The organism is Bradyrhizobium sp. ISRA442 (genome assembly GCF_038085055.1).
In the GTDB taxonomy this organism is placed as follows: Bacteria; Pseudomonadota; Alphaproteobacteria; order Rhizobiales; family Xanthobacteraceae; genus Bradyrhizobium.
On sequence record NZ_JALGCN010000005.1, the window covers coordinates 455,651 to 476,373 of the forward strand.

Consider the following 20,723-nt stretch of genomic DNA (forward strand, 5'->3'; position numbering starts at 1 on the left):
CGCTTATTGGCGCGCGTTCGTATTGCACCGCGTTCGCGCTCGCGGAGGCCGTTGGCGGCACCGCACTGGACGAAGTCATCGAAGTCTGCTGTCGTGATGCGCCCCCACCCGCGGTGACCGTATGACCTCCTTCAAGACCATTCGTGCCCGTGCCGAAAAGCGCAAGGGCGGGCCCACGGCACTGGAAAAGCTGATGCCGGCAAAGCCCGACCTGAAGCGGCTGACGAAACTAGGCGACGATCGCATCCTTGCGGAGATGACCAAGCGGGTGTTTTGCGCAGGCTTCGCTTGGAGCGTGATCGAGACCAAATGGGACGGGTTTGAAGATGCATTCCTGCGCTTCCAGCCGGCCAAGCTGGCCTTCCAGCCCGAGGACTATTGGGAGGACCTGATGCGCGACACGCGCATCGTTCGCAATGGCGCCAAGATCATGTCGGTGCGCGAGAACGCTGCCTTCGTCCAGGAGATCGCACGAGAGCACGGCAGCTTCGGCAAGTTCCTAGCGAAGTGGCCCTCATCCGACGAGATCGGCCTGCTCGATCTCCTTACCAAGCGCGGCAGCCGGCTCGGAGGCAACACCGGCCAGATGCTGCTGCGCTTCATCGGCTGGGACGGCTTTGTCACATCTAAGGACGTCGTTGCCTGCCTGCGTGGCGCCGGCCTCGACATTGCTGAGGAGGTGAAGTCGAAGGGCGATCTCGCCAAGGTGCAGGCGCAGTTCAACGCCTGGGCCGAGGAGACCGGTCTGCCCTACACGCATATGTCGCGGATCTGCGCGCTGTCGGTCGGCGAGAACCGGAGCGAATAGCCGGATCCGGTCGTACCGGGTCGCTCAATGATGTGCTTATCGTGGCGATCCAGTGCCATCAGCGCGGCGGATGCAATCCGTCATCACGAGATGCATTGCGCTGGAACATTTGTCCGCAGCACCCGTTCGGAAACTTGAGCCAGGCGAACCAGGGCGCATGGAACGTTCGCCTCGGCCGCTATGAAACCTGACATGACAGAAACGGAGCAGCCCATGAAGCTAACGTCCGAACAGGTGAAGCAGACCGTCAGGCAACTGGGTGCTCAGGTGCTCCCCGACGAGCATCCCGCCATGCCGCAACTCAACAGCATGTTTGGCGAGCACACGTTCTTCGTCGACGAGAGCGGACTCAAGGTTCTCGAGCCCGCGCAGTCGGTCGGGGCCGATCGCCAGAGCGGCGAAGTCGTGAGCCTGGCCGACTGGGGCGATTCGGATCTGACGCGCCTGATGGCACATGAACCCGAGCCGACCGGCGTGATCGTGGTGTTCGAGCACGTGAAACACTGAGAGGCCACTCGGATCGGCGCCTTCAATAGACGGTGAGTCGATCTTCGGCAGCCGCAAACGAGACTTGTGCCGGCGGGGGACCGCATCGCCGGCAGTTACCGATCGTAAATTCGCCGCGCCAAATAGGAGCACCCAGATGCTTGTTCGCGAGGCAATGACCACCGAACCAAAAGTCGTCAATCCCCAGGACACGATTCAATCCGCCGCAGAGCTCATGTCCGCCCTTGGCGTCGGCTTTCTGCCGGTTGGCGCCGATGACCGGCTCGTCGGAATGATCACCGACCGGGACATCGCTATTCGCGCGATTGGCAAAGGGCGAGGGCCCGAGACACCGGTCGCCGAGGCTATGACCGCGGACGTGATGTATTGCTTTGAAGACGAAGACGTCGAAGCGGCCTGTCAATCCATGGGGGATCTTCAGGTTCGCCGGCTGCCGGTCCTTAACAGCGACAAACGCCTCGTTGGTGTGATTGCACTCGGCGATGTCGCACGCAAGGCGAACGGGAGCGCCGGTGTGGCTCTTGCCCAGATATCCGAGCCTGGCGGCGAGCATACGCAGTTCTAGCGATCGATCGCCGGGGCAGAGGGAGCCTGATGTCTGCGCTCGCAGCAGCGGGACGTCGTAATGGCCCGTCGGCGCGGGCGGGCCTCTCATGCTGATTCATGGCTGGCCCGACGACGTACGCTGCTGGGATTGAGGTCATAGACGACCTTGGCGGCAGGGTCAGGCGGCCACCGCTCGACGTGATCCTGGTCCACAGCTTCAGCCGCTTCTTCCGCTGTCAGTTCCGCTCTGAGTTTCATTTCCATCGACGGGCCCAGGACGGTGTGCGGATGCTCGTTGCGGAGCATTCTCAGCACCGTATCGCCGGTCAAGAGCGTCGGGCGATCGCCCTGACGCGCGCGCACATCAGCCCTGTTCGTGAGGCGGCGAACCAAAGCACGCCGAACTGTTTCTCGGGTAGCAGACTCTGCCGAGCGATCGGCGAGAATCCCGGCTTAGCTGGGCAACGACAAAACCAAGGGAAGATCCAATGATGAACTACAAGACCCTGGTCGCCACATCTTTGATGTCGGTTTTGATGTCGATTTCCCTGACATCCTTCGCGTCCGCGCAATGCGTAGACTGCGCAATGTATCCGGATCGTGATGCCCTCAACAAAAATACGCAGACGCCCGCCGGAAAGTCGGGCCTCATAGGGCCGGGTGGCGCTGCAGGTTCCCCCAACGCAGCGGGCTCCGCCAATGCTGCAGCGGGCTCCGCCAATGCTATGGGCAACGCGAACAATCCGAACAACGCTCGTGCCGAGATGCGTGAGCGTCCTTCGAAGCGATCTGTCGGCGTAAGCGGTACCAGGAAACACATGAAGAGCCCCGACTACCAGTCCCGGTGACCTCGCGGGCCGCCTCCGAGGCGCGCAATCGCGTCTCAAGACCGCGCATCGAGACACCGCACCGCGGTGAGACAGGACAATCACTCATCGGCCGTGGCGTGCCACGGCCGATGAGGATGGGTACTACTGCTTCGCTATTCTGCGAAGCCCTCTGACATGGCGCAACCGTCCCGGGCGACGTCAATCGTAGCCGCTGTTTGTTTCCTTCCAGTTCGTAGGCCATCGATCGTGTGCAGGCATCACGTTTCGAACGCGCGATCTTTTGCCTTCGAGGCGAAGGTTCCGAGAACGATCTCGCCGGACACACCTCTGAATTGGTACGCAGCTCTTTATCGTGTCTTGCCAAGAGATTGTGGATTCGATGAATCTGGACTCGATGACTGCTGGGGCGATCCGGATGCCGAAGACCTTGCGCCCGATCGTGTCGTTGCTCCTGGGGCTCGCGTTCCTGCTGGCAGGCAGCGGCCTGCAATTCACTTTGCTGCCGCTGCGGGGCAGCGCGGAAGGTTTTGACGATCTTGCGCTCGGCGTCATCAGTTCAGCCTATTATGTCGGCTTCGTCAGCGGCTGCCTGCTCGCGCCTTATCTGATCCTGCGCGCAGGACACATTCGCGCCTTTACAGCAATGGTCGCGGTGGCGGCTGCCGTGGCGCTTGCCTACGCGCTCGCGCCGGTGGTCGCGGCCTGGATCGTGCTGCGCGGCGTAACTGGCCTCTGCCTCGCCGGTCTCTATCTGGTGGTCGAGAGCTGGCTCAACGATCGGGCCTCGAACGAGACGCGCGGACTCGTACTGTCGGCTTATGTGATGGTCAATTATGGCGCCATCACACTTGGTCAGAGTTTGGTGACGCTTTATCCGGTCGCCGAAGCCGGGAACTTCATGGTGGCCGCCATACTGTCCTCGTTGGCCATTGTTCCGGTGGCACTGACCCGCGCCGCGCAACCAGCACCGGTTACCATCGTCAGCTTTCGCGTCGGGCAGCTATATCGCGCGGCGCCGGTTGCGCTGGTCGCAAGTTTCATGATTGGAGCCGCTAATGGTGCATTCTGGGGCCTTGCGCCGCTGTCGGCCGCCGGCAGCGGCCTCAGCATCGATCAGGTGGCGCTGTTCATGAGTACCGCGGTGCTGGCCGGCGCGATCGTCCAGCTCCCGGTCGGCCGTCTATCCGACCGCGTCGATCGTCGCTGGGTTCTGCTTGTTCTCTTGATAGGAGCTGCCGCCGCGGGCGTCGCCTCATGGCTGATCGCCGCATCGGGAGCGACGCTGCTGCTATTTGGCATTCTCTTCGGGGCGCTCGCGCTGCCCGGCTATTCGCTTGCCGCGGCCCACGCCTACGACAAGACCCCAGCGAGTGACGTCGTAGCGATCGCTGCTACAATCCTGCTTACCAACGGCCTCGGTTCGGTGGTCGGGCCTCTCATTGCCGCCACCTTCATGTCGGCGGCAGGACCGCGCGCGCTATTCCTGTTTACCGCGATAGCCCAGGCGCTGCTTGCGGCCTACGTATTCTACCGCACACGTGTCCAGGCCTCGCTTACCTCCCCGCGCAAGACCGAGTTCGATCTTGCCACAACCGCACTTGTGGGCACGGTGGTCACGCATGATGCGCTGGATCCGGCCGATCCCTCGATCGTGATCCCGGAGGGCTATACGCGCGGGCCCATGCAAGCCAATGCCAGGTCGGCTCCAGCGTCGGAGCGTTGACTCGCTTGGCTTCGCGCCGAGACAAGCACCCGTGGCGTTCGCGGAGGCGATCCTGGCAGTCCAGCGCAGGACTGAACGACGGGAGAAATAGGAACGCACGATCGCTGCGACGATTACGGGACATGTGGGGCGGCGAGGGAGCAAGAGATGCCGGTCTCCCACATTCCGGATATGACTATGGCAAGGTCCAACGCTCGCCGGTGACGCTGGAGGAATTCATGCGGCTGCAGGCTGTGGTGGGCTTCACCGATGATGACAAGCGCGCTCTCCAGGATGCCGGGGAGTTGGTCGCAGGTGAGTCCGAAGCGCTCGTCGACGGATGGCGCAAGATCATCGGATCCCAGCACTTGGAGAGCAAATAATGGAAGCCGACGTCAGGAAACTATTCGAGCGATATCAGCGCCTTTTCAATCAAGCCCTCGATGGCGACGTGGATATGGATGAGGTCGCCTCGCTATATGCGTCCGAGTTTATTGGCGCCGCGCCTGCTGGGGTCAGGACCGGAAGGAACGACGACCAATTCAGGCAGGTCATGGCGCAGGGGTATGCCCACTATCGGGCGATCGGGACGAAGGATGTGCGGATACGCAATATCCGCCTTTCCCCAATCGACGAATCTCATTGCGTGGCCCACGTCGCCTGGACGGCGATCTACACCCGCAAAGGTCAGCCGGACATGCCGATAGATTTCGATACTCACTACTTCGTTCAAAAATTGAATGGGACCCCGAAGGTCTTCGGCTGGGTGTCAGGCGATGAGCAGGCGCTTTTGAAGCAGCACGGCATCGGTTAGCGGCGACTCTTGCGTGGAAAGGTCGCACCGCGCGAATATCGACACAGGCTCGCCTCTCGTTTGGAGTCCGACAACAATTGGGCCGATGTAACCTGATCTTGCCGTTGCAAGCTTGTCTCATCCTCTCGGTTCGGCAATGAATCAGCGTCTGTCCCTCGTCAGTCTTGTGGTCGCGGACTATGACGAAGCGATCACCTTCTTCACACGCGCTTTGAATTTCGAGCTCTGCGAAGACACACCGCTCGGTGGCGGCAAGCGCTGGGTGGTCGTGCGGCCGCCGGGCGGCGCCGGCTGCGGCCTGCTACTGAGGTGGACCGCCGCTTGGCGGCCTCGTCGCTGAGCCGAGTCAGAATCATCCACGTCTAATCACGGGGCAACTCGGCAAGCTGCCGCTCATAAATCTCGACCTAGGCCTTATCCATCCTTCCATGCGATCTTTCGACGATTGAGAGCGAACCCTATGGCCAGAGCCGCGATCATCAGCACCTGGGCCGCAACAGTTTGCGCAGTTGGGAACAGACCAACCAACGAGATACGCGGCACCGAGCGTAGCGGGGCGATGCTGACGATGCCGGCCTCTTGCAGAGCTGCGATGCCCTTGCCGGCCAGCACGACCGTCAGAACCGCCATGAGCCACGAACTGTAGGTGAAGAACTTACCGATCGGCAGCCGACTGCTATAGCGCAGCATCGCCCACGCGATGCCCCCAAGTGCTGCACACGCGCTCAGTGCTCCGGCGAGTATCATGCTGCCGTTTCCCTGGGCCCACAGCGCCGCGTAGAACAGGATCGTCTCGAACACCTCTCGGTAGACGACGATGAAAGCGAGCCCAAACAGCAACCAGGCCGAACTTCCGGACAAGGCATTCGCCATCCTTTCGCGAATGTAGCGTTGCCATTGGTCGGCTTGTGCCTTGCCATGCATCCAGATGCCGACCGAGAGCAGGACGACGGCGGCGAAGACCGACCCGAACCCCTCCGTCAGCTCTCGGCTCGCGCCGCTGATTCCGATCACCCAGGTCGCGACGATCCAGGTCAGGAGGCCGGCGACGAGGGCGCCCACCCAACCCGCGTGGACGTAGGGCATGACCTCCATCCGCTCGGCCTTGCGCAGGAAAGCGATCATCGCAACGACGATCAGCAGCGCTTCCAGCCCCTCGCGCAGCAGGATCGTCGCCGCCCCGATAAACGTTGAGAGGCCGCTTGCCGCATCGGGGGAGAGCGACGCCTCGGCGTCGTCAAAAAGATCGTCGAGGACCTGCACGCGATCGGCGAGCGCGTCGGCATTCTCTCCGCTCTGGATGGCGGCGCGATAGTCGCCCATCGCGCCCTCGATCCGCTCCATGAGCGTACGATCGCGCGCGCCCAGCGCCGGTTCGATCGGCTCGAATCCATCGAGATAGGCAGACAAAGCCAGCTCGCCGGCATGCAGGCGGTCCCCTGCACGATAGGCGGCAAGGCTCTCGGTCAGGCGACCGCGCACCAGTGACAGGGATCCGCCCTGCTGCAGCAGGACCGCGTCGGGATGGCGACGCAAATAAGCCATGAGAGCGTCGGCCTTGTCCTGTCCGATCTTGCTCGCGAGCGCTGCGGGTGTTGTGCCGGCGAGCGTCTTCAGATCGGGAACGAGCCGGTGAAGCGAGGCGTTCTGCCTCCACAGCCGTTCGCCTTCGGCCGCTGCTGGATCGGGAAAGGCGAAATGACCAGCGTAGAACGCCAAAGCCCAACGATCATCGGTCGGTAGGCTGTCGAAGCTCGACATCGCCGTTCCGTCGAGACCTTGGGTGATCACCTGGTAGAGTGCGAACACGCTGCGCTGGCGAGCGCGCTCGGCATCCGTGAACGCGATGGGCGGCGTATCAAGCTTGACGGCATCTGGTCCATGGCCGTCGCCGGCCTCGCCATGGCAGGTGGCGCAGTTCTGAGCGAACAACGTCGCGCCGCGTGCGAAGTCCGGAACCTTATTCGGCGCCAGCGGCACCGGGTAGGCCGCGAGCAACGCCGCCGCCAGGCCATGCGCTATAGTTGCGACTTGCTCGGCGTCAGTCTTGTCGGCGATGGCACGCTGCAGGCGGGCAGCTTCAGTCGCAAGCGCTTGCCGCTCCGGCTTGGGCGGGAGCGCAGCGAGCTTCGCAGCGATGGTCGCCGCGAACTCGTTCTGCTCGGCATATTCGGAAGGACTCGTAACCGTACCGTGCGACACGGCGCCGGCGTAATCCACCGCGATGTAATCCAATAGTCGCCATGTGGTCTCGACATCGCTTGTCTCGGCCCTCGCTGCGCCAAAGAAAGCCAGAGCCAGCAGCATGGCGAGCACTACAAGACGAGATGGTAAGGATAGCAGCTTCACGGGATGCCAATTGAAAGTTGGGCCCGACGATGGTCGTACCGCCGGTTTCGGGTCGGTGCAATTTGAGGCGTTCTAATTCGGCTCCAGGTCAACTTCTTTTGAGGCCTGTCCGCCGGGCCGCTGACCCGCTCGCTGCCAACTGCGCCAGGCGCAAGCCGCATGCACGCGACCCGAGAAGTGCTGTGTCGCCTGCCTCGAAGTGAACAGCATCGAGGTCCCGGCGGGCGGTGACCATGCTGGGACATCAGCCGCTCTCAAAAACGAGCTGCAAAGGGTTCTACGCAATAAAATTTCTGAGTGCTGGTAACCTTTCTCAGAGCCCAGCCGAACCTCCACAACGGCTATCATTTTGTGCAGGCGCGGCGCGGCAGGCGGTTGATGATAAATCATCGAGCCCAGCCTACTGCGGCATTTGAAGCCACGAGGGATTTGGCCAGACGAATGAGCGTGTATCGTTATATTGCATTTGCTGTCGCACTAGCGAGTGCTGCAGCCATGCTCTACGTCGGGCTATATCAGAGCCGGCTCGTCGGTCGCCTCATTTGTCCCTTTTTCGGCGAGGGCTGCGAAGGGGTCGCCAATGCTCCGTTCGCGCGACCGTTTGGCATTCCCGACGGCTATATCGGCGCCGCCCTTTACATCGTGATCGTCGCGTTATTGCTCGCGCCGTTGGGTCGCTGGACCTGGATCGTGTTGCTGGTGCTTTCGACCGCGGCAACGCTCGCAAACATTCTCGGTGTGCGCGATATGATGATTTTTGGAGGTTATTGCTTCTATTGCCTGACGACTGCGTTCTTATCGCCGGTGCTGCTGTGGTCGGTATGGAAATTAGGGTGATAGCCGAATGAACGAGCGCATTCTTGACTTAGGTGCCAAGCAGGCCATTGACGTTGGTCGGGACGCCGGCGCAAGCGAGATTGCCAACGGTCATCGTGGCGATTCAGACTATGTATTCCATGAATTGACGCGAAGTATCTGCCCTGCCTGCCGGCGGGTTATCGATGCCAAGATTCTTCTGCGCGACAACAAAGTCTATATGAGCAAGCGTTGCCCGCAGTGCGGGCCGTTCATGTCGCTCGTGTACGGCGATGCCGATGCCTACATCTCGTTCGCGCGCTACAACAAGCCGGGCACGATCCCGCTGGCCCACGGAGCGGCTGTCGAACATGGCTGCCCGCATGATTGCGGCCTTTGTCCTGACCACGAGCAGCACACCTGCCTCGGCATCATAGAGGTCAATAGTGCATGCGACATGGACTGTCCCCTTTGCTTTGCCGATGCAGCGCCCGGCTTCAGCCTCACCGTGGAAGAAGTCGAGCAGATGCTCGACGATTACGTGCGGACGGAAGGTCAGCCCGAGGTGGTGCAGTTTTCCGGCGGCGAGCCGACGATGCACCCGCAGATCATCGATTTCGTCCGCGCCGCATACGCCCGCAATATCCGCTTCGTTATGATCAACACCAACGGAAAGCGCATCGCCCGCGACGATCGATTCCTCGAACAGCTCAACGAGGTGAGGCCCGCGCTCTACTTCCAGTTCGACGGCTTTGAGCGGGATACCTATCGGATCATTCGCGGCGAGCCGGACCTCCTGGAGGAAAAGCTTCTCGCCCTGGACCGGCTCGCGCAGATCGGCTTGGACGTGACCATCGTCCCCGCCATCGAGCGCGGCGTCAACGAGCGTGAAATCGGCCGAATCGTCGAATTTGCGATCGAACATCCGACCATCCGCGGCATCACCTTTCAGCCGGCATTTCACGCAGGCCGGCATATGAACCACGACCCGATGAGCCGGATGACGATTCCCGATATCATTCGGCAGATCGAGATCCAAACGGGCGGCAAATTCGTCGCCTCCGACTTTGTGCCAGTGCCGTGCTGCTTTCCGACGTGCAATTCGGTGACCTATGCCTTCGTCGAAGGCGATAAGGTCACCCCACTGCCGCGCATCATCAACGTCAACGACTACCTCGACTACATCACCAACCGGATCGTACCGGATTTCAGCCACGAAGTCAGGACGGCGCTGGAAGGCCTGTGGTCGTCGTCCTCTGTCGCAGGTTCGGAAAAATCGCTGCAGCAGGTCGCGATATCGTGCCAAGCGTGCGCGCTTCCGGATGGGCTGGCGATCAACGAGATCGCGAAAAGCATGATCATGATCATGCTCCAAGATTTCATGGACCCCTGGACCTTCAATCAAAAGAACCTCATGAAGTGCTGCAAGGAATTTCTGCTGCCGGGGGATAAGCAGATTCCGTTCTGCGCCTACAATTCGGTCGGCTATCGCGAGCAGGCGCGGCGGCAGCTCAATGCCATGGAGCCAGAGCGACGGCGCGCCAGGCGGGAAGGCCGAGCCTACAAGCCAAGACCCGTCGTATTCGACTTCGGCGACCGCACGCACGTCCGATGAACGAGGCGGACAACCAGCGCACAACCGAGCCAGGCGCACTTTCGCCCACGGCGATTAAGCAGTGCTGCGCAACTGTCTATGAAAGCGACGCAGTGAAGCTGCTGCTGGGCGACGCGCTGCATCCAGGCGGCACCGAGATGACCGAGCGGCTCGGCCGCATGCTGGGCTTGGGACCGCGAAAGCGGGTTCTGGATGTTGCCGCCGGCCGGGGAACAACGGCGTTGACGCTTGCGACGCGGTTCGGGTGCGAGGTGATCGGCCTTGACTATAGTCCGCGCAATATCGAGGAGGCGAAACGCGGCGCCAGCGAGCGAGGCTTGAGCGACAAGGTCACCTTTTATTGCGGGGATGCCGAGCGATTGCCCTTTGCCGATGCCTCGTTCGACGCAATCGTTTGCGAGTGCGCGCTGTGCACGTTCCCAAACAAGGCGTCTGCCGCGACGGAATTTGCGCGCGTGCTTCGCGTGGGTGGGCAAGTCGGTCTAAGCGACCCGACGCGCCGAGGGACCCTGCCGTCCGAACTTCAGTGCCTTGCGGCGTGGATTGCCTGCATAGCCGATGCTCAGCCGCTCACGGAATACGGGGCCCTGCTCGCCGCAGCCGGTCTAAGGGTAGTGGCAACTGAAGTGCACAATGGCGCGTTGATCGACTTCGTGAACCAGATCCGCACGCGACTTCTCATGACCGAAGTGATGGTGGGCTTGAACAAGCTATCGCTGCCAGGGTTCGATATTGCGATGGTGAAGGATTTCACGCGGCGCGTGCTGGAAGCGATAGGGGCGGGCGAGTTAGGCTACGCGATCTTGATTGCTGCCAAAGGAGGATAGTCCGGGCAACAACGAAGCCTCGCGCGGCCTAGGCACGAGGCTTGGCTCGCCGGTACAACTGCCGCAGCGACAACGCGTGCAGCAGAATCGAGCTTGGCACCACGAAATCAGGGGACAGCACATCCGGATAGGCGCCGGTGGCGCCGATGCTCGGCACATCCGGAACGATGAGCTGGAAGGGGCCGCGCGAGGCGATCACTCCTACCCCTGTAGGCTTACTGTATCCTGGCGATGAGCTGATGATGGGCGTTGACGCCGATTTCGCCGCGCTGCTCGCCATGTGCGGTCTTATCGCTGTGGTAGACGAGCAGTACCGCATTGTCGTGGGTCAGCTTCTGCGGAGCCATCACCGTAAGCTTGGCGGTTCCATCCGCTCCGGCCACGAAATCGTTCGTCTTGCCCGTGTCGTCGAGCGGGGTGAAGCCGACGGGCTTCTGGTCGAAATGATTTTCGAAAAGGCTGTAATGGCCGCCCGGTTGCAAGTGGCTGAACTGAACCGAAATCTCGACCTTGCCACCGGTAGACGGAGTGATGGTAACGGTGCCTTTGGCCGCGAGCCAGTCGCCGAGATCGAATCCCAAGGCTTCACCCTTGGCGTTGACGAGAGGGGCAGTCTTTGGGTCCTGGTCAATCAGCGCCGGGCGGATGCCAGCCACGTGCTGTATATTTTGAGGTCCCACCGCGGCGGCTGCGGACGCGTCCGCAACGAAGACATGCGGGTCAAGCGGTTTCGGCTGATGCGTCTCAGCCGAGAAAAAGGAGGCGTGCGCCGTGAAATCCAGGTGAATCGCCTCGTCGGCTTGACTAGGTACCGAAAGGACCGTCAGTGCCAACGTGAGTAGTGCACCGAACGAGCGGCCTGCATAGTTTGCTAGGTTCATTGAATCCCTGCTCCAAGATTGATGAGGACGCAAGACGGTTCGCGCCGAGCGAGACGTGCAGCTACCCCAAAATGCCATTCGATAGTTCTGCCGAGAAGGTTACGGCCATTGAGAATAAATTTTGGGTCAGACGGTCTCGGGACAAGCATTTCCTCGGGCTCAAGGTTGCATGGTCGCACAGCCCAACCGCGCCGCGCTGTAGCTACCCTCCTCGCCGCCTTGATGAGGCTGAACCCGCTTACTTCTCTTTTGCGGCGATAGAAATCGGCTAAGAAGCCGGGTTGGCATTGATGTGGAAGTTGTCGTCTACCTTGATCGCGACGACGATGACTCGCTTCAGGAGACGTTCAACCAGACCGACCACGGGCTCCATCATCGCGATGATCCCTGTTGATGTCAGTCGGCACATGAAGAATACCGCGGCGTTTGGCTGGACGATACCACGGCGCGTCTGTGTTTTCTCCATCTCCAACGACAATCGTGTAGGTCAAGGAAGCACCAGGCGTCCGACCCTGCTTCCATAGTACTCGGTGAACCACAGCGCGCCGTCGGGCCCGTTCGTGATGCTGTGAGGCCCGCTACCGTCCGACGGGATCGCGAACTCGGTGACTGAACCGGTCGTCGTGATCCGACCGATTTTGTTGCCGATGGCGCAGCGTGGACCCGGCTGGCGAACGCAAGCGGATTCGGTAAACCACAAGGCGCCGTCTGGCCCCGTCGTGATGCCCCATGGCTGGGAATAGGGATTGGGAAGCGCGAATTCGGTTATCTTGCCATCGGTAGTCATTCGTACGATTTTGCCACTCACCGGTTCGGCGAACCACAGCGCGCCGTCGGGCCCGGTCGTAATACTCCCGGGGCTGCTATCCTCCGGAGGGATCGTGAATTCGGTGACCGCGCCCGTGGTGGCAATCCGCCCGATTTTGCCACGAGCATATGTGAACCACAGCGCGCCGTCTGGTCCAGCCGTGATCTCTCCGCTCTTGGCCGAGGGGATCGGGAATTCGGTGACCACGCCGGTGGTCGTGATCTGCCCGATTTTGCCTCCGACCGGCTCGATGAACCACAGGGCACCATCTGGCCCGCTCGTTATGCCAAGTGGTCCGGCCGGCCCAGGGATCGCGAATTCGGTTAGTTGCAGGTTTTCTGCCGTGGCGGTGGTCGGAATGCGCCCGATCCTCTTGGAGGTGAACTCTGTGAACCACAACGCGCCGTCAGGCCCCGTTGTAATGGAATGCAAAATGCCGCCCCCCTTGATTGGGAGCTCGGTTATGGTGCCATCGGAGGTGATTCGCCCGATCTTCCCCGCGGCCTCGGTGAACCACAGCGCGCCGTCTGGTCCTGCCGTGATTGCGGAGGGACGGCTGGCGGGAGTAGGTAAAGTGAATTCAGTAAATGTCTGGGCAGTAGCAGGTATCGCCGCCCCCAATCGGAGCGCCATTGCCAGCACCAATGGCGCGATAGCAATTCTCATGGCCCATTTTCAGCTTTGCCCAGCGCGATCACGCTCATCGCGTGCGTTTCGCGGAGTGCCGTTGCGTCGCGTCACGCTGCCGGGGCTGCTTCCGACAGATCCATGACTTCGCCGCGCGCCGGGTAATTGTTCTTCAGGACATAGTCGATTGCGGCGAGAATGTCGGCGAAGTGCGGTCGCGCGAACGGCATGGTCTGGACGCTGCCGAAGTAGAGCGTGCCGTCCGGCCGTATCAGGTAGAGTCCCGGCTCGGAGAAAAGCGCGGGCTCTTCGACTCCGACGGAGGTCATGCCGCGCCCTGACGAGATGAACAAGCCCCACCGCCGCGCCGCCGCCAGATCGAGGCCGTAGCCGAGACGCAGCCGCGTCAATCCCCAGCCGTCCATGGTCTGTGTGGCCCGCTCTTTCGTATCGGACGATACGGCCACCACCGCAACGCCGCGCTTGTCGAACTCATCGAGCTTTGCTTCCAGGTCCCTAAGCTGGGTCTTGCAGATCGGGCAGTGAAGGCCGCGGTAGAACACGAGAAGCGTGAACTGCGCAGGCTTCTCGCGCGCAAGATCGAAGGTGCCGCCGCTCGCGAGGTCAACTCGAAGAGGTGGAACGGCCCGCCTCGGAAACAGGTGTGGGAAATCGGTCATGTGTCTTGCTCCTTCTCAGTTTCTTCTATCAGAACTCGGCATCGAGGCCTGTGATCCCCTGAGCCCTGGGCGCGGGAAGAAATGCGGCCTGCCGTCACCGAACGTTTTCAGTGACCTCAACGCCTAGTCTCGTGCGTATAGCGTTCGAGGCGCGGCCCATCGGAACATTGTCCGACCGAACAGACCTGCCAGGCCGACGAACAGAGCTGCGGTTCCGAAGTTCCACATCAGGACCATCGCGGTCGCATCGATGACGTGGAAGAGCGACAGTGCCGTTGCCGTGATCGCAGCGACCGCCAAGCTACCCATGAAGGTCGCGGCGATTGGGCGAAGCGGAGCCGCATAGCGCAGCATCACCAGCATCGCGAGCGACAATGGCAGGCTGGTCAGCACGAGCGTAGCGAAGCAGCGCGCGGCCTCCCCAAAACTCATGCCGTCAGGTCCAATAGCGACCCATTGAGTGAGGCACTGATAGCCGATATTCGAAAGCCACAGGATCAGCGCCGGGATCGGAAGCAGAAGCCAGAGCCGCGACCGGTCGGGGAGGCTCACGAGGAAGGCAACGATCGCCGCGAGTACCCCGGTCAGAAGCGAGGCCGCTATGCAGACGACAAAGGCCGGCTCCTGCAGCCGCCGAACCAGGTCGGGGCGAATTCCCTGGTTGACGGCCAGCAGCGTCAAGACGACCGCTGCAAGCAGGAGCCAGCACGCCGCCCGCATGACCGGCGGCCGCAGCCGCCGTACCGGCGTGGCGTTCGCCGCAAGGGAAGCAATGAGATCGGGTGTCTTGATCACGGTTCGCTCCGATCGACCAGCATTTTCCGAAGGCTCTTCAGCGCACGGTGGACGTTGACCTTGAGGGAGCTGATCGACATGCCGCTCAGCGCCGCGGCCTCCTTCAATGACATCTCCTTGAGTTTGAGCAGCCGGACGGCGTTCTGCTGCGCAGGGGGCAGATCGTTGACCATGCCTTCAAGCTCCAGCCTGTCCTGCTTCACTTCCAGGTTCGCTTGAGGTTCGGAAAAGGTTTCATGCTCGGTGGTTAAAGGTATTTCACGGTCTCTGGTGCGGCCCTGACGGCGCAGCCGGTCAATGAAACGCCGGTTCGCAATTGCAACCAGCCACGGCGCAAATGGCCGGGCCGGGTCGTAGGTCTTTCGGATCGAATGGATGGTCAGAAGGACATCCTGAACAGAGTCTTCAACATCGCCGGGGTCACGGTGCCACCGCGCCGCAAGAGAACGCAAATACGGCGTGATTTCCTGCAGCAGCCGGTGATAGGCGGTTCGGTCTCCCTCCTGTGCACGGGCCATCAGGATCGACCAGTCGACATCTCTGGCGACCGACGCTGTCTCGTGCGCGCCGCTCTCATGCTTCCCGACAAGCCTGAGCGAAAGTCCGCGGCTGCGAGAGTCGTGCGTCATGACCGAGCGTTCCATTGGGCTCGAGGCACATATAACGAGGAACGGGAGCTCGCCAACATCAGGCGCCTCCCTGCTTCCAGGGCCGCGGCAGCCGTTCAAGCAAATGATCGACGGAGAGCGTCCCAGGTCCAAGCGCGATGATGGCTACTGCCAAGCCAGCCCACGGCAGATGGAAATTCGCCCATCCCTCCGGCACGACCAATTGAATAACGCCGGTCATGACCAGGATCCCCAGTGCGGAAAAACGAGTTGCAAGGCCAACAACGAGCAGGATGGGGAGCACGATCTCGGCGATGCCGTCGAGGTATGCGACCACGGTGGGCAAAGGGAAGTCATAAGCTTGACCAAAAATATGCAGCTTGAACTCGTCCTCGAAGAGGAACTCGGCAGCCGGCGACAGCGACAGGAAGCCGTCCCACTTGGTTAGCCCGGATTTGAAGAAGGGCACAGCAAGCGCGATCCGCAGCACCGGCGGAGCCAACACCCGAGCGACGCGGGCGAGCCAATCGGCCAGTACGCGAGTGGCACTCTCGAGCGTTGCGATGTTCACATGCACGGTCATGTCTGGGCCGCCTCTTGTGCCAGGCTGTACCCGACCAGGGCACCCGCGCGCATTAGATCGGAAAGATTGGCCGAGAGATCGAAGCGGTAATTCGCAGTCAAAGCTTCCTTTAACGCAGCGAGCACCGGCCTTCCGTCGCGCAGTGCCTGGATGAACTCCAGGCTGCCCTTTGGGATCAAGCGAACCTCAGCGTCGGCCGCGGGGCGAATGATCAGCGCGTCCTCGCCGCCGGAAGCCAGATCGACCGGAGCCGGGATGCCGTCGCCGACGTTCATCTGCCAGATGGTCAGCGCGGGAAACTGCGATCGGACCAGACGCAGCGAAGGATGAAGCTCGAGCCGCATTGCAGGCAGCTCATCGGGGGCGACCTCGCTGAATGCGCTTGGATCAATCGGCGAAGCCTCGGGTGCGTGATATGCTTCCGTCCAGGCGCGCTCGATCCGTGCAACGTCTTCCAAGTAGGGCAGCCCGGCCGCGGGCTTGAAGTTCCGGATGAAGTCCGGGAAGCCGGCACCATAGTCAAGCATGATTGGCGAGCGCGGCGGCTGGACCATGACGTAGGCGCGTGCCATGGCGCGAAAGAAATCGTCGCCAACAACGCGGTGCACGGCCGGGAACGCGTGCTGCAGCGCTTCGATCAGGCTGACCACGACATTGTTGCGATAGACGGCGAACCGCTTCGCATCCGGCTCACCGTCCGGGCCAAGAAGACCCTCGGGCATCGGGAGCGCTGGATCGAGCACAGATGCAGCGAAATCGCGCTGCCTTTCAGCGAGCTGCTGCACGACGTACGGCCTCCGATTTGGTTGCGAACATGATCGCCTCGGCGCATTCGGCTTCGCGTTGCAGCGTGGGCCAGGTCGGCACGTCGGCGTCCCATTCGATTAAGGTGGGAAGCGGCCCGGTGAGCCGGACCGTATGCGCGTAGAGATCCCAAACGATTTCGTCGACGGGGCGATTGTGGGTGTCGATCAGGAGTGGCCGCCCCTTGCCGTCGGCGTCTCGCGTATGGCCGGCGAGATGAACTTCCCGAACATGTTTGAGCGGATAGGCGTCGATGTAGGCGAACGGATCCCACTGCTGGTTGGTGGAGGCGACGTAGACGTTATTGACGTCGAGCAGAAGGCCGCAGCCAGCGCGCCGGACCACCTCGGTGATGAAGTCGATCTCGGAGTAAGTGCTTTCGGCGAAGGCGAGGTAGGTCGACGGATTCTCCAGCAGCATCTGCCGGCCGAGTGCGTTCTGCACCTGATCCACATGTTCGATGACGCGCGTGAGCGTCTCGGCGGTATAGGGAACAGGCAGCAGGTCATTGAGAAACCCGCTGTCGTGGGATGACCACGCCAGATGCTCCGAAAACAAGCCTGGCCTGTAGAGAAGAATTAGCCGGTTGAGGCGCTTAAGATGTTCCTTATCGAGCGCCCGATCGGCGCCGATCGAAAGACCCACGCCGTGGAGCGAGAGCGGATATCGCTCGCGAATGGCCGACAAATAGCGGTGCGGCGGCCCGCCCGCGCCCATGTAGTTTTCCGCATGGACTTCGAAGAAGCCGATGTCGGGTTGCTGCTCGAGGATCGTGCGGTAATGCTCGGCCTTCAGGCCGACGCCGCCGCGTGCGGGGATGCAACTTCTTGTGCAAGACGACGGAAGCGACACGGGCAACCTCCGATCAGAGGAGAGTGGGCAGGCAGCGGGGTGCCCGCCCACGATACGGTATCAGGCCTTCCTCTCGGTCAGGCTTCCCGGCCCTTTTGGCGTCTGTATGGTTGTGCAGGTACCCTTGGCCTCGAGCTTGAATGCATTGCCCTGATAGTCGACCGTGCTGGTCCCGGCGCAGGTCGTGCCCGGCCCCGCATAGCAGTCGTTCTGACCCTTCAGCGCCACGCCGAAGCACTTCTCCACCTTGCCGCCCTTCAGCGCCTTCATTGTCTCGGCTTGCTTTTCCTTCATCATTTTTTCCATGTCGCCCTTCTTCATCTGCGCCGCGGCCGGTGCGACGGCGAGCGATCCCACGGCTGCGACAAAGGCGCCGGCGACCAGTGCGGATAGCGTGCGATTGGACATTTCTGTTCCTCCGATTGCAGGTTGTTGTGCGAGCGTACGCAGTCGCCCGTGCGGCAGGCCGAACCTGCCCGCCAAGAAAAGATTCGTTCGGGACGCCGAAAGGTTACGCCGAAAGACCTGGAGCCCCCGGTTCCGCAAAGCCGGTTGGCTGGAGGTGGTCGGTAGCTGGGTGGAATTCATGACGCCTTTGCCGCGGTTTGTGTGCAGCGCCGCGTAACCGCGGCAAAGCCGTCCTTCGTCAGCGGGGAGCCTCGCCTCGCAACCCGACCCGCCGGTAACCATTGTGGTCCATCAAGCGAACAGTGGAGATTAAATCGACTCCGGTCGTGATCCGAGGCGCTGAGGCAAGATTAAGAATCCTCAACGGCGAAACATTGAGATTGGCAAACTGGATACGTTTGATGGCGCTTGCCCCGGCGCTTGTCGTCGCTGGCACCACGATTGTTGGCAGTGCCGCGGCCGAGCCAAGTCGTTGGCGAGCAGAATGGCCCCACACCGATTTCTCGCAGCACACCGTCCCGCTAAATGAGATCAAGTCAGGCGGCCCGCCCAAGGACGGCATTCGGTCGATCGATAAGCCTCGCTTCGAGCGACTTAACGACGGCGCTGCCTCCGCATCGGCCGCCCGGATCGGTAACGCGGAGCCGGTCATTTCGCTTGCCATCCGCGACGACGCGCGCGCGTACCCGCTGAGCATCCTGATCTGGCACGAGATTGTGAACGATATTGTGGGAGGTATGCCTGTAACCATCACCTATTGCCCGCTCTGCAACAGCTCGCTTGTCTTCGAGCGCACAATTGAGAACCGCGTTCTCGATTTCGGCACGACGGGCAAGCTCCGAAACTCGGATCTGGTGATGTACGACCGTCAGACCGAGAGCTGGTGGCAACAATTCGGGGGCGATGCCATCGTGGGCGTCATGAGCGGGAAACACCTTCGGCTGGTTCCTTCGCGCCTGGAATCCTTTGAGCGCTTCCGTCAGCGCTTTCCTCACGGGCAGGTGCTGATCCCGAACGACCCTGGCGCGCGCAACTACGGCAGGAATCCTTATGCCGGGTACGACGCGAGCGGGCAAAAGCCGTTCCTCTATGACGGCTCGTTGCCTGACGACATCGATCCGATGGAACGCGTCATCGCCGTCGAAACCAGGCCGGGGTATCACGAAGCATGGTCGCTGCCGCTGCTGAGAGAGCGTGGCACGATCGAAGCCGGCGATATCGTTCTCAAATGGGAGGCCGGGCAAACCTCCGCGCTCGACAAGGGGACCGTCGCAGGTGGCCGCGACATCGGCAATGTCGTCGTGCAGCGACAGCAAGGCGGACAGTTGTCCGACATTCCTTACGACGTCGCCTTTGCATTTGCATTCCACGCCTTCAGGCCGGACAGCCCCATTCACAAGAGAGCATCGGCCGGTCCGGAAAATCGCAAGTGACGCTCGTTGCCGCGCACGTGACCTCTTTGTAGGCCCATCGACAGCTCCTGCAATCGTATCGTGTGCGCTCGCGGGCGCGGCACTTGGGCGGCTGTTGCGAAGGTAAGGGCAGGCGGCTTCTCGTCGCCGCGAGAGCGTAACCTTCGCAGACGTTACTCCGAATAATTCAACAAATAATTCAACAGAAGTGCATTCCGCAATTCAAACGATTCTCGACTCGCTCTCGCTAGGCCTTCTTGAGCGTTGAGGAGCGCAGACAGGAGAGTCCGCGCGTCATCAACGATCGGACGGACTTGCCCGAGTCGTTCTTCGAGGATCTACGAATTTCGCTAGTGATCGATACATGGAGAAACGCCATGACCAAACTCACAAGCCTCAGTGCGGCGACCATTCTGTTGATGATGGCGGCAACGCCGGTATTCGCACAGCCCTCTCAGTTCGCCCAACAGGAGCCGGGTGCATTCGCGTCGATGCATCCGAATGCAGGTATCCTGCATGCAGGCGTGCGCACGCCGGCGCACAGCCTGGCCGCGATGGCATTCCTGCCTCCGGGCAAGAGCCACGCGAAACGGCACGTCAGGGCGCACCGCTAGCATTGCTTCACTGGCATTGGTGAAAGTGGCGCGGCGCGATTCCAATCATGCCAAGATTTCGCGGCCGGGTCCGGAGCCCGGCAGCGCACCCAACTATCGCCCTGCGGTGCCACTTCCTACCCGACGGTGCGGTTATAACCGCGTCGTCACGGTGACCAGCCACTCCGGCATGGCGCGCGTCAAGGCGGCCTCGACGATCTTGTCGAGGCCGGTAAGGACAAAGGCGCCGATGCCAACGAAGGCCGCGCCCATGAGAGGCTTTCCGATGAGCGACACGCGCTTCAGCCAGTCGCGGCGCGCGAAGATGGCTTGTCTTGAGCCGTAGGCGAGAGCCAGGATCGGCGTCGCTGCACCAAGACCGAAGCTGATCATGGTGACCGCTGCGCTCGCGATGCTGTTGCCCTGGGCGGCGAGCCCAACCGCTGCCCCAAGCGTGGGGCCCGAACAAGGAGACCAGATCACTCCAAGCAGAGTGCCAAGGACGAACTGGCCGCCAAGTCCCGACGGCTGAACCCGCTCAAGCAGGGTTTGTCCCTTGGTTGCCACCGGCGTCGCAATGGTTGTCAATCTGCCTTGAAGAGTCGGAATGAGAAGAACGATTCCCATTCCGGCGATCAGGGCAGCAGTCACGAGCCGCAACGTAGACGGATCAATTCCGATGTTGAAGCCGACCGCCGCGACGACAATTCCGACGGCCGCGAACGAAGTCGAGAGTCCCGCAGCCAGCGCGAGCGGTCCCCATGGGTTCCGCTCGATCACCGCGAAAAGGATGATGGGCAGAATAGGCAGCACGCAGGGCGACAACGTCGATAACGCGCCGGCAGCGTAGCCGAGCGCCAGGTTGCCGATACCGACCAC

At 61.6% G+C, this 20,723-nt stretch carries 27 protein-coding genes; 13 read left to right on the forward strand and 14 right to left on the reverse strand.

The window, feature by feature from the left end:
• Nucleotides 1-121 precede the first annotated feature (121 nt).
• From MTR72_RS14390 to MTR72_RS14400, 3 genes are all read left to right on the forward strand, one after another.
• Entirely contained in the window at nucleotides 122-808 is a 687-nt protein-coding gene (locus MTR72_RS14390) for a DNA-3-methyladenine glycosylase I (RefSeq protein WP_280967328.1), read from the forward strand.
• A 213-nt stretch (nucleotides 809-1,021) separates the two neighbouring features.
• Complete coding sequence (locus MTR72_RS14395) at nucleotides 1,022-1,315, forward strand: hypothetical protein (RefSeq protein WP_280967327.1); 294 nt, start codon at nucleotides 1,022-1,024, stop codon at nucleotides 1,313-1,315.
• 136 nt (nucleotides 1,316-1,451) lie between these two features.
• Nucleotides 1,452-1,880 (forward strand): CBS domain-containing protein, encoded by a 429-nt coding sequence (locus MTR72_RS14400; protein ID WP_280967326.1) that lies wholly within the window; start codon nucleotides 1,452-1,454, stop codon nucleotides 1,878-1,880.
• An 86-nt stretch (nucleotides 1,881-1,966) separates the two neighbouring features.
• On the opposite strand, the gene MTR72_RS14405 is transcribed toward MTR72_RS14400, so the two are convergent.
• Nucleotides 1,967-2,191, reverse strand: a complete 225-nt coding sequence (locus MTR72_RS14405) for a hypothetical protein (RefSeq protein ID WP_280967325.1) — start codon at nucleotides 2,189-2,191, stop codon at nucleotides 1,967-1,969.
• A gap of 158 nt (nucleotides 2,192-2,349) precedes the next feature.
• On the opposite strand from MTR72_RS14405, the gene MTR72_RS14410 reads away from it, so the two are divergent.
• The 5 genes from MTR72_RS14410 (at nucleotide 2,350) to MTR72_RS14430 (ending at nucleotide 5,547) form a co-directional block, all read left to right on the forward strand.
• Nucleotides 2,350-2,709 (forward strand): hypothetical protein, encoded by a 360-nt coding sequence (locus MTR72_RS14410; protein ID WP_280967324.1) that lies wholly within the window; start codon nucleotides 2,350-2,352, stop codon nucleotides 2,707-2,709.
• A gap of 397 nt (nucleotides 2,710-3,106) precedes the next feature.
• Nucleotides 3,107-4,414, forward strand: a complete 1,308-nt coding sequence (locus MTR72_RS14415) for an MFS transporter (protein ID WP_280967323.1) — start codon at nucleotides 3,107-3,109, stop codon at nucleotides 4,412-4,414.
• Nucleotides 4,415-4,536: 122 nt separating this feature from the next.
• Entirely contained in the window at nucleotides 4,537-4,776 is a 240-nt protein-coding gene (locus tag MTR72_RS14420; protein ID WP_280971314.1) for a hypothetical protein, read from the forward strand.
• Complete coding sequence (locus MTR72_RS14425; protein ID WP_280967321.1) at nucleotides 4,776-5,207, forward strand: nuclear transport factor 2 family protein; 432 nt, start codon at nucleotides 4,776-4,778, stop codon at nucleotides 5,205-5,207. The genes MTR72_RS14420 and MTR72_RS14425 overlap by 1 nt, the downstream gene beginning before the upstream one ends.
• Before the next feature lie 136 nt (nucleotides 5,208-5,343).
• Nucleotides 5,344-5,547: a VOC family protein gene (locus MTR72_RS14430; RefSeq protein ID WP_280967320.1), complete on the forward strand. Its 204-nt coding sequence runs from the start codon at nucleotides 5,344-5,346 to the stop codon at nucleotides 5,545-5,547.
• Between the two features lie 74 nt (nucleotides 5,548-5,621).
• On the opposite strand, the gene MTR72_RS14435 is transcribed toward MTR72_RS14430, so the two are convergent.
• On the reverse strand, nucleotides 5,622-7,205 hold the full coding sequence (locus MTR72_RS14435) for a cytochrome c/FTR1 family iron permease (RefSeq protein WP_280967319.1): 1,584 nt from the start codon (nucleotides 7,203-7,205) through the stop codon (nucleotides 5,622-5,624).
• Between the two features lie 648 nt (nucleotides 7,206-7,853).
• Here MTR72_RS14435 and MTR72_RS14440 point away from each other — a divergent pair.
• Genes MTR72_RS14440 through MTR72_RS14450 form a run of 3 tightly spaced genes read left to right on the forward strand, consistent with a single transcriptional unit; the run spans nucleotide 7,854 to nucleotide 10,793 of the window.
• Complete coding sequence (locus MTR72_RS14440; RefSeq protein ID WP_341510428.1) at nucleotides 7,854-8,393, forward strand: vitamin K epoxide reductase family protein; 540 nt, start codon at nucleotides 7,854-7,856, stop codon at nucleotides 8,391-8,393.
• A gap of 7 nt (nucleotides 8,394-8,400) precedes the next feature.
• Nucleotides 8,401-9,966, forward strand: a complete 1,566-nt coding sequence (locus MTR72_RS14445) for a radical SAM protein (RefSeq protein ID WP_341510429.1) — start codon at nucleotides 8,401-8,403, stop codon at nucleotides 9,964-9,966.
• On the forward strand, nucleotides 9,963-10,793 hold the full coding sequence (locus MTR72_RS14450; protein ID WP_280967316.1) for a class I SAM-dependent methyltransferase: 831 nt from the start codon (nucleotides 9,963-9,965) through the stop codon (nucleotides 10,791-10,793). The genes MTR72_RS14445 and MTR72_RS14450 overlap by 4 nt, the downstream gene beginning before the upstream one ends.
• A gap of 28 nt (nucleotides 10,794-10,821) precedes the next feature.
• Here MTR72_RS14450 and MTR72_RS14455 read toward each other — a convergent pair whose 3' ends face one another.
• From MTR72_RS14455 to MTR72_RS14505, 11 genes are all read right to left on the reverse strand, one after another.
• Nucleotides 10,822-10,992, reverse strand: coding sequence for a hypothetical protein (locus MTR72_RS14455; RefSeq protein WP_280967315.1), 171 nt, complete (start codon nucleotides 10,990-10,992; stop codon nucleotides 10,822-10,824).
• 16 nt (nucleotides 10,993-11,008) lie between these two features.
• Entirely contained in the window at nucleotides 11,009-11,674 is a 666-nt protein-coding gene (locus tag MTR72_RS14460) for a hypothetical protein (RefSeq protein WP_280967314.1), read from the reverse strand.
• 268 nt (nucleotides 11,675-11,942) lie between these two features.
• Entirely contained in the window at nucleotides 11,943-12,140 is a 198-nt protein-coding gene (locus tag MTR72_RS14465; RefSeq protein WP_280967313.1) for a hypothetical protein, read from the reverse strand.
• A 21-nt stretch (nucleotides 12,141-12,161) separates the two neighbouring features.
• Nucleotides 12,162-13,148 carry a Vgb family protein gene (locus tag MTR72_RS14470; protein ID WP_280967312.1) on the reverse strand — a complete coding sequence of 329 codons (987 nt, stop codon included), beginning with the start codon at nucleotides 13,146-13,148 and terminating at the stop codon, nucleotides 12,162-12,164.
• A 71-nt stretch (nucleotides 13,149-13,219) separates the two neighbouring features.
• A complete protein-coding gene (locus tag MTR72_RS14475; RefSeq protein ID WP_280967311.1) occupies nucleotides 13,220-13,789 on the reverse strand; it encodes a peroxiredoxin-like family protein in 570 nt (189 codons plus the stop codon).
• 123 nt (nucleotides 13,790-13,912) lie between these two features.
• Nucleotides 13,913-14,584: a DUF1109 domain-containing protein gene (locus MTR72_RS14480; protein WP_280967310.1), complete on the reverse strand. Its 672-nt coding sequence runs from the start codon at nucleotides 14,582-14,584 to the stop codon at nucleotides 13,913-13,915.
• Entirely contained in the window at nucleotides 14,581-15,213 is a 633-nt protein-coding gene (locus MTR72_RS14485) for a sigma-70 family RNA polymerase sigma factor (protein ID WP_341510430.1), read from the reverse strand. Before MTR72_RS14485 ends, MTR72_RS14480 begins: the two co-directional genes overlap by 4 nt.
• 58 nt (nucleotides 15,214-15,271) lie before the next feature.
• Nucleotides 15,272-15,775, reverse strand: coding sequence for a DoxX family protein (locus tag MTR72_RS14490; RefSeq protein WP_280967308.1), 504 nt, complete (start codon nucleotides 15,773-15,775; stop codon nucleotides 15,272-15,274).
• Nucleotides 15,772-16,560: an HvfC/BufC N-terminal domain-containing protein gene (locus MTR72_RS14495; RefSeq protein ID WP_341510431.1), complete on the reverse strand. Its 789-nt coding sequence runs from the start codon at nucleotides 16,558-16,560 to the stop codon at nucleotides 15,772-15,774. Before MTR72_RS14495 ends, MTR72_RS14490 begins: the two co-directional genes overlap by 4 nt.
• Nucleotides 16,544-17,431 (reverse strand): MNIO family bufferin maturase, encoded by an 888-nt coding sequence (gene bufB, locus MTR72_RS14500; protein ID WP_341510435.1) that lies wholly within the window; start codon nucleotides 17,429-17,431, stop codon nucleotides 16,544-16,546. The genes MTR72_RS14495 and bufB overlap by 17 nt, the downstream gene beginning before the upstream one ends.
• A gap of 60 nt (nucleotides 17,432-17,491) precedes the next feature.
• On the reverse strand, nucleotides 17,492-17,839 hold the full coding sequence (locus MTR72_RS14505) for a BufA1 family periplasmic bufferin-type metallophore (protein WP_280967305.1): 348 nt from the start codon (nucleotides 17,837-17,839) through the stop codon (nucleotides 17,492-17,494).
• 401 nt (nucleotides 17,840-18,240) lie between these two features.
• On the opposite strand from MTR72_RS14505, the gene MTR72_RS14510 reads away from it, so the two are divergent.
• Complete coding sequence (locus MTR72_RS14510) at nucleotides 18,241-19,272, forward strand: DUF3179 domain-containing protein (RefSeq protein WP_280967304.1); 1,032 nt, start codon at nucleotides 18,241-18,243, stop codon at nucleotides 19,270-19,272.
• A gap of 356 nt (nucleotides 19,273-19,628) precedes the next feature.
• Nucleotides 19,629-19,865, forward strand: coding sequence for a hypothetical protein (locus tag MTR72_RS14515; protein WP_280967303.1), 237 nt, complete (start codon nucleotides 19,629-19,631; stop codon nucleotides 19,863-19,865).
• 132 nt (nucleotides 19,866-19,997) lie between these two features.
• Here the strand turns inward: MTR72_RS14515 and MTR72_RS14520 are convergent, their stop codons facing one another.
• Nucleotides 19,998-20,723, reverse strand: coding sequence for a cytochrome c biogenesis CcdA family protein (locus MTR72_RS14520; protein ID WP_341510432.1), 726 nt, complete (start codon nucleotides 20,721-20,723; stop codon nucleotides 19,998-20,000).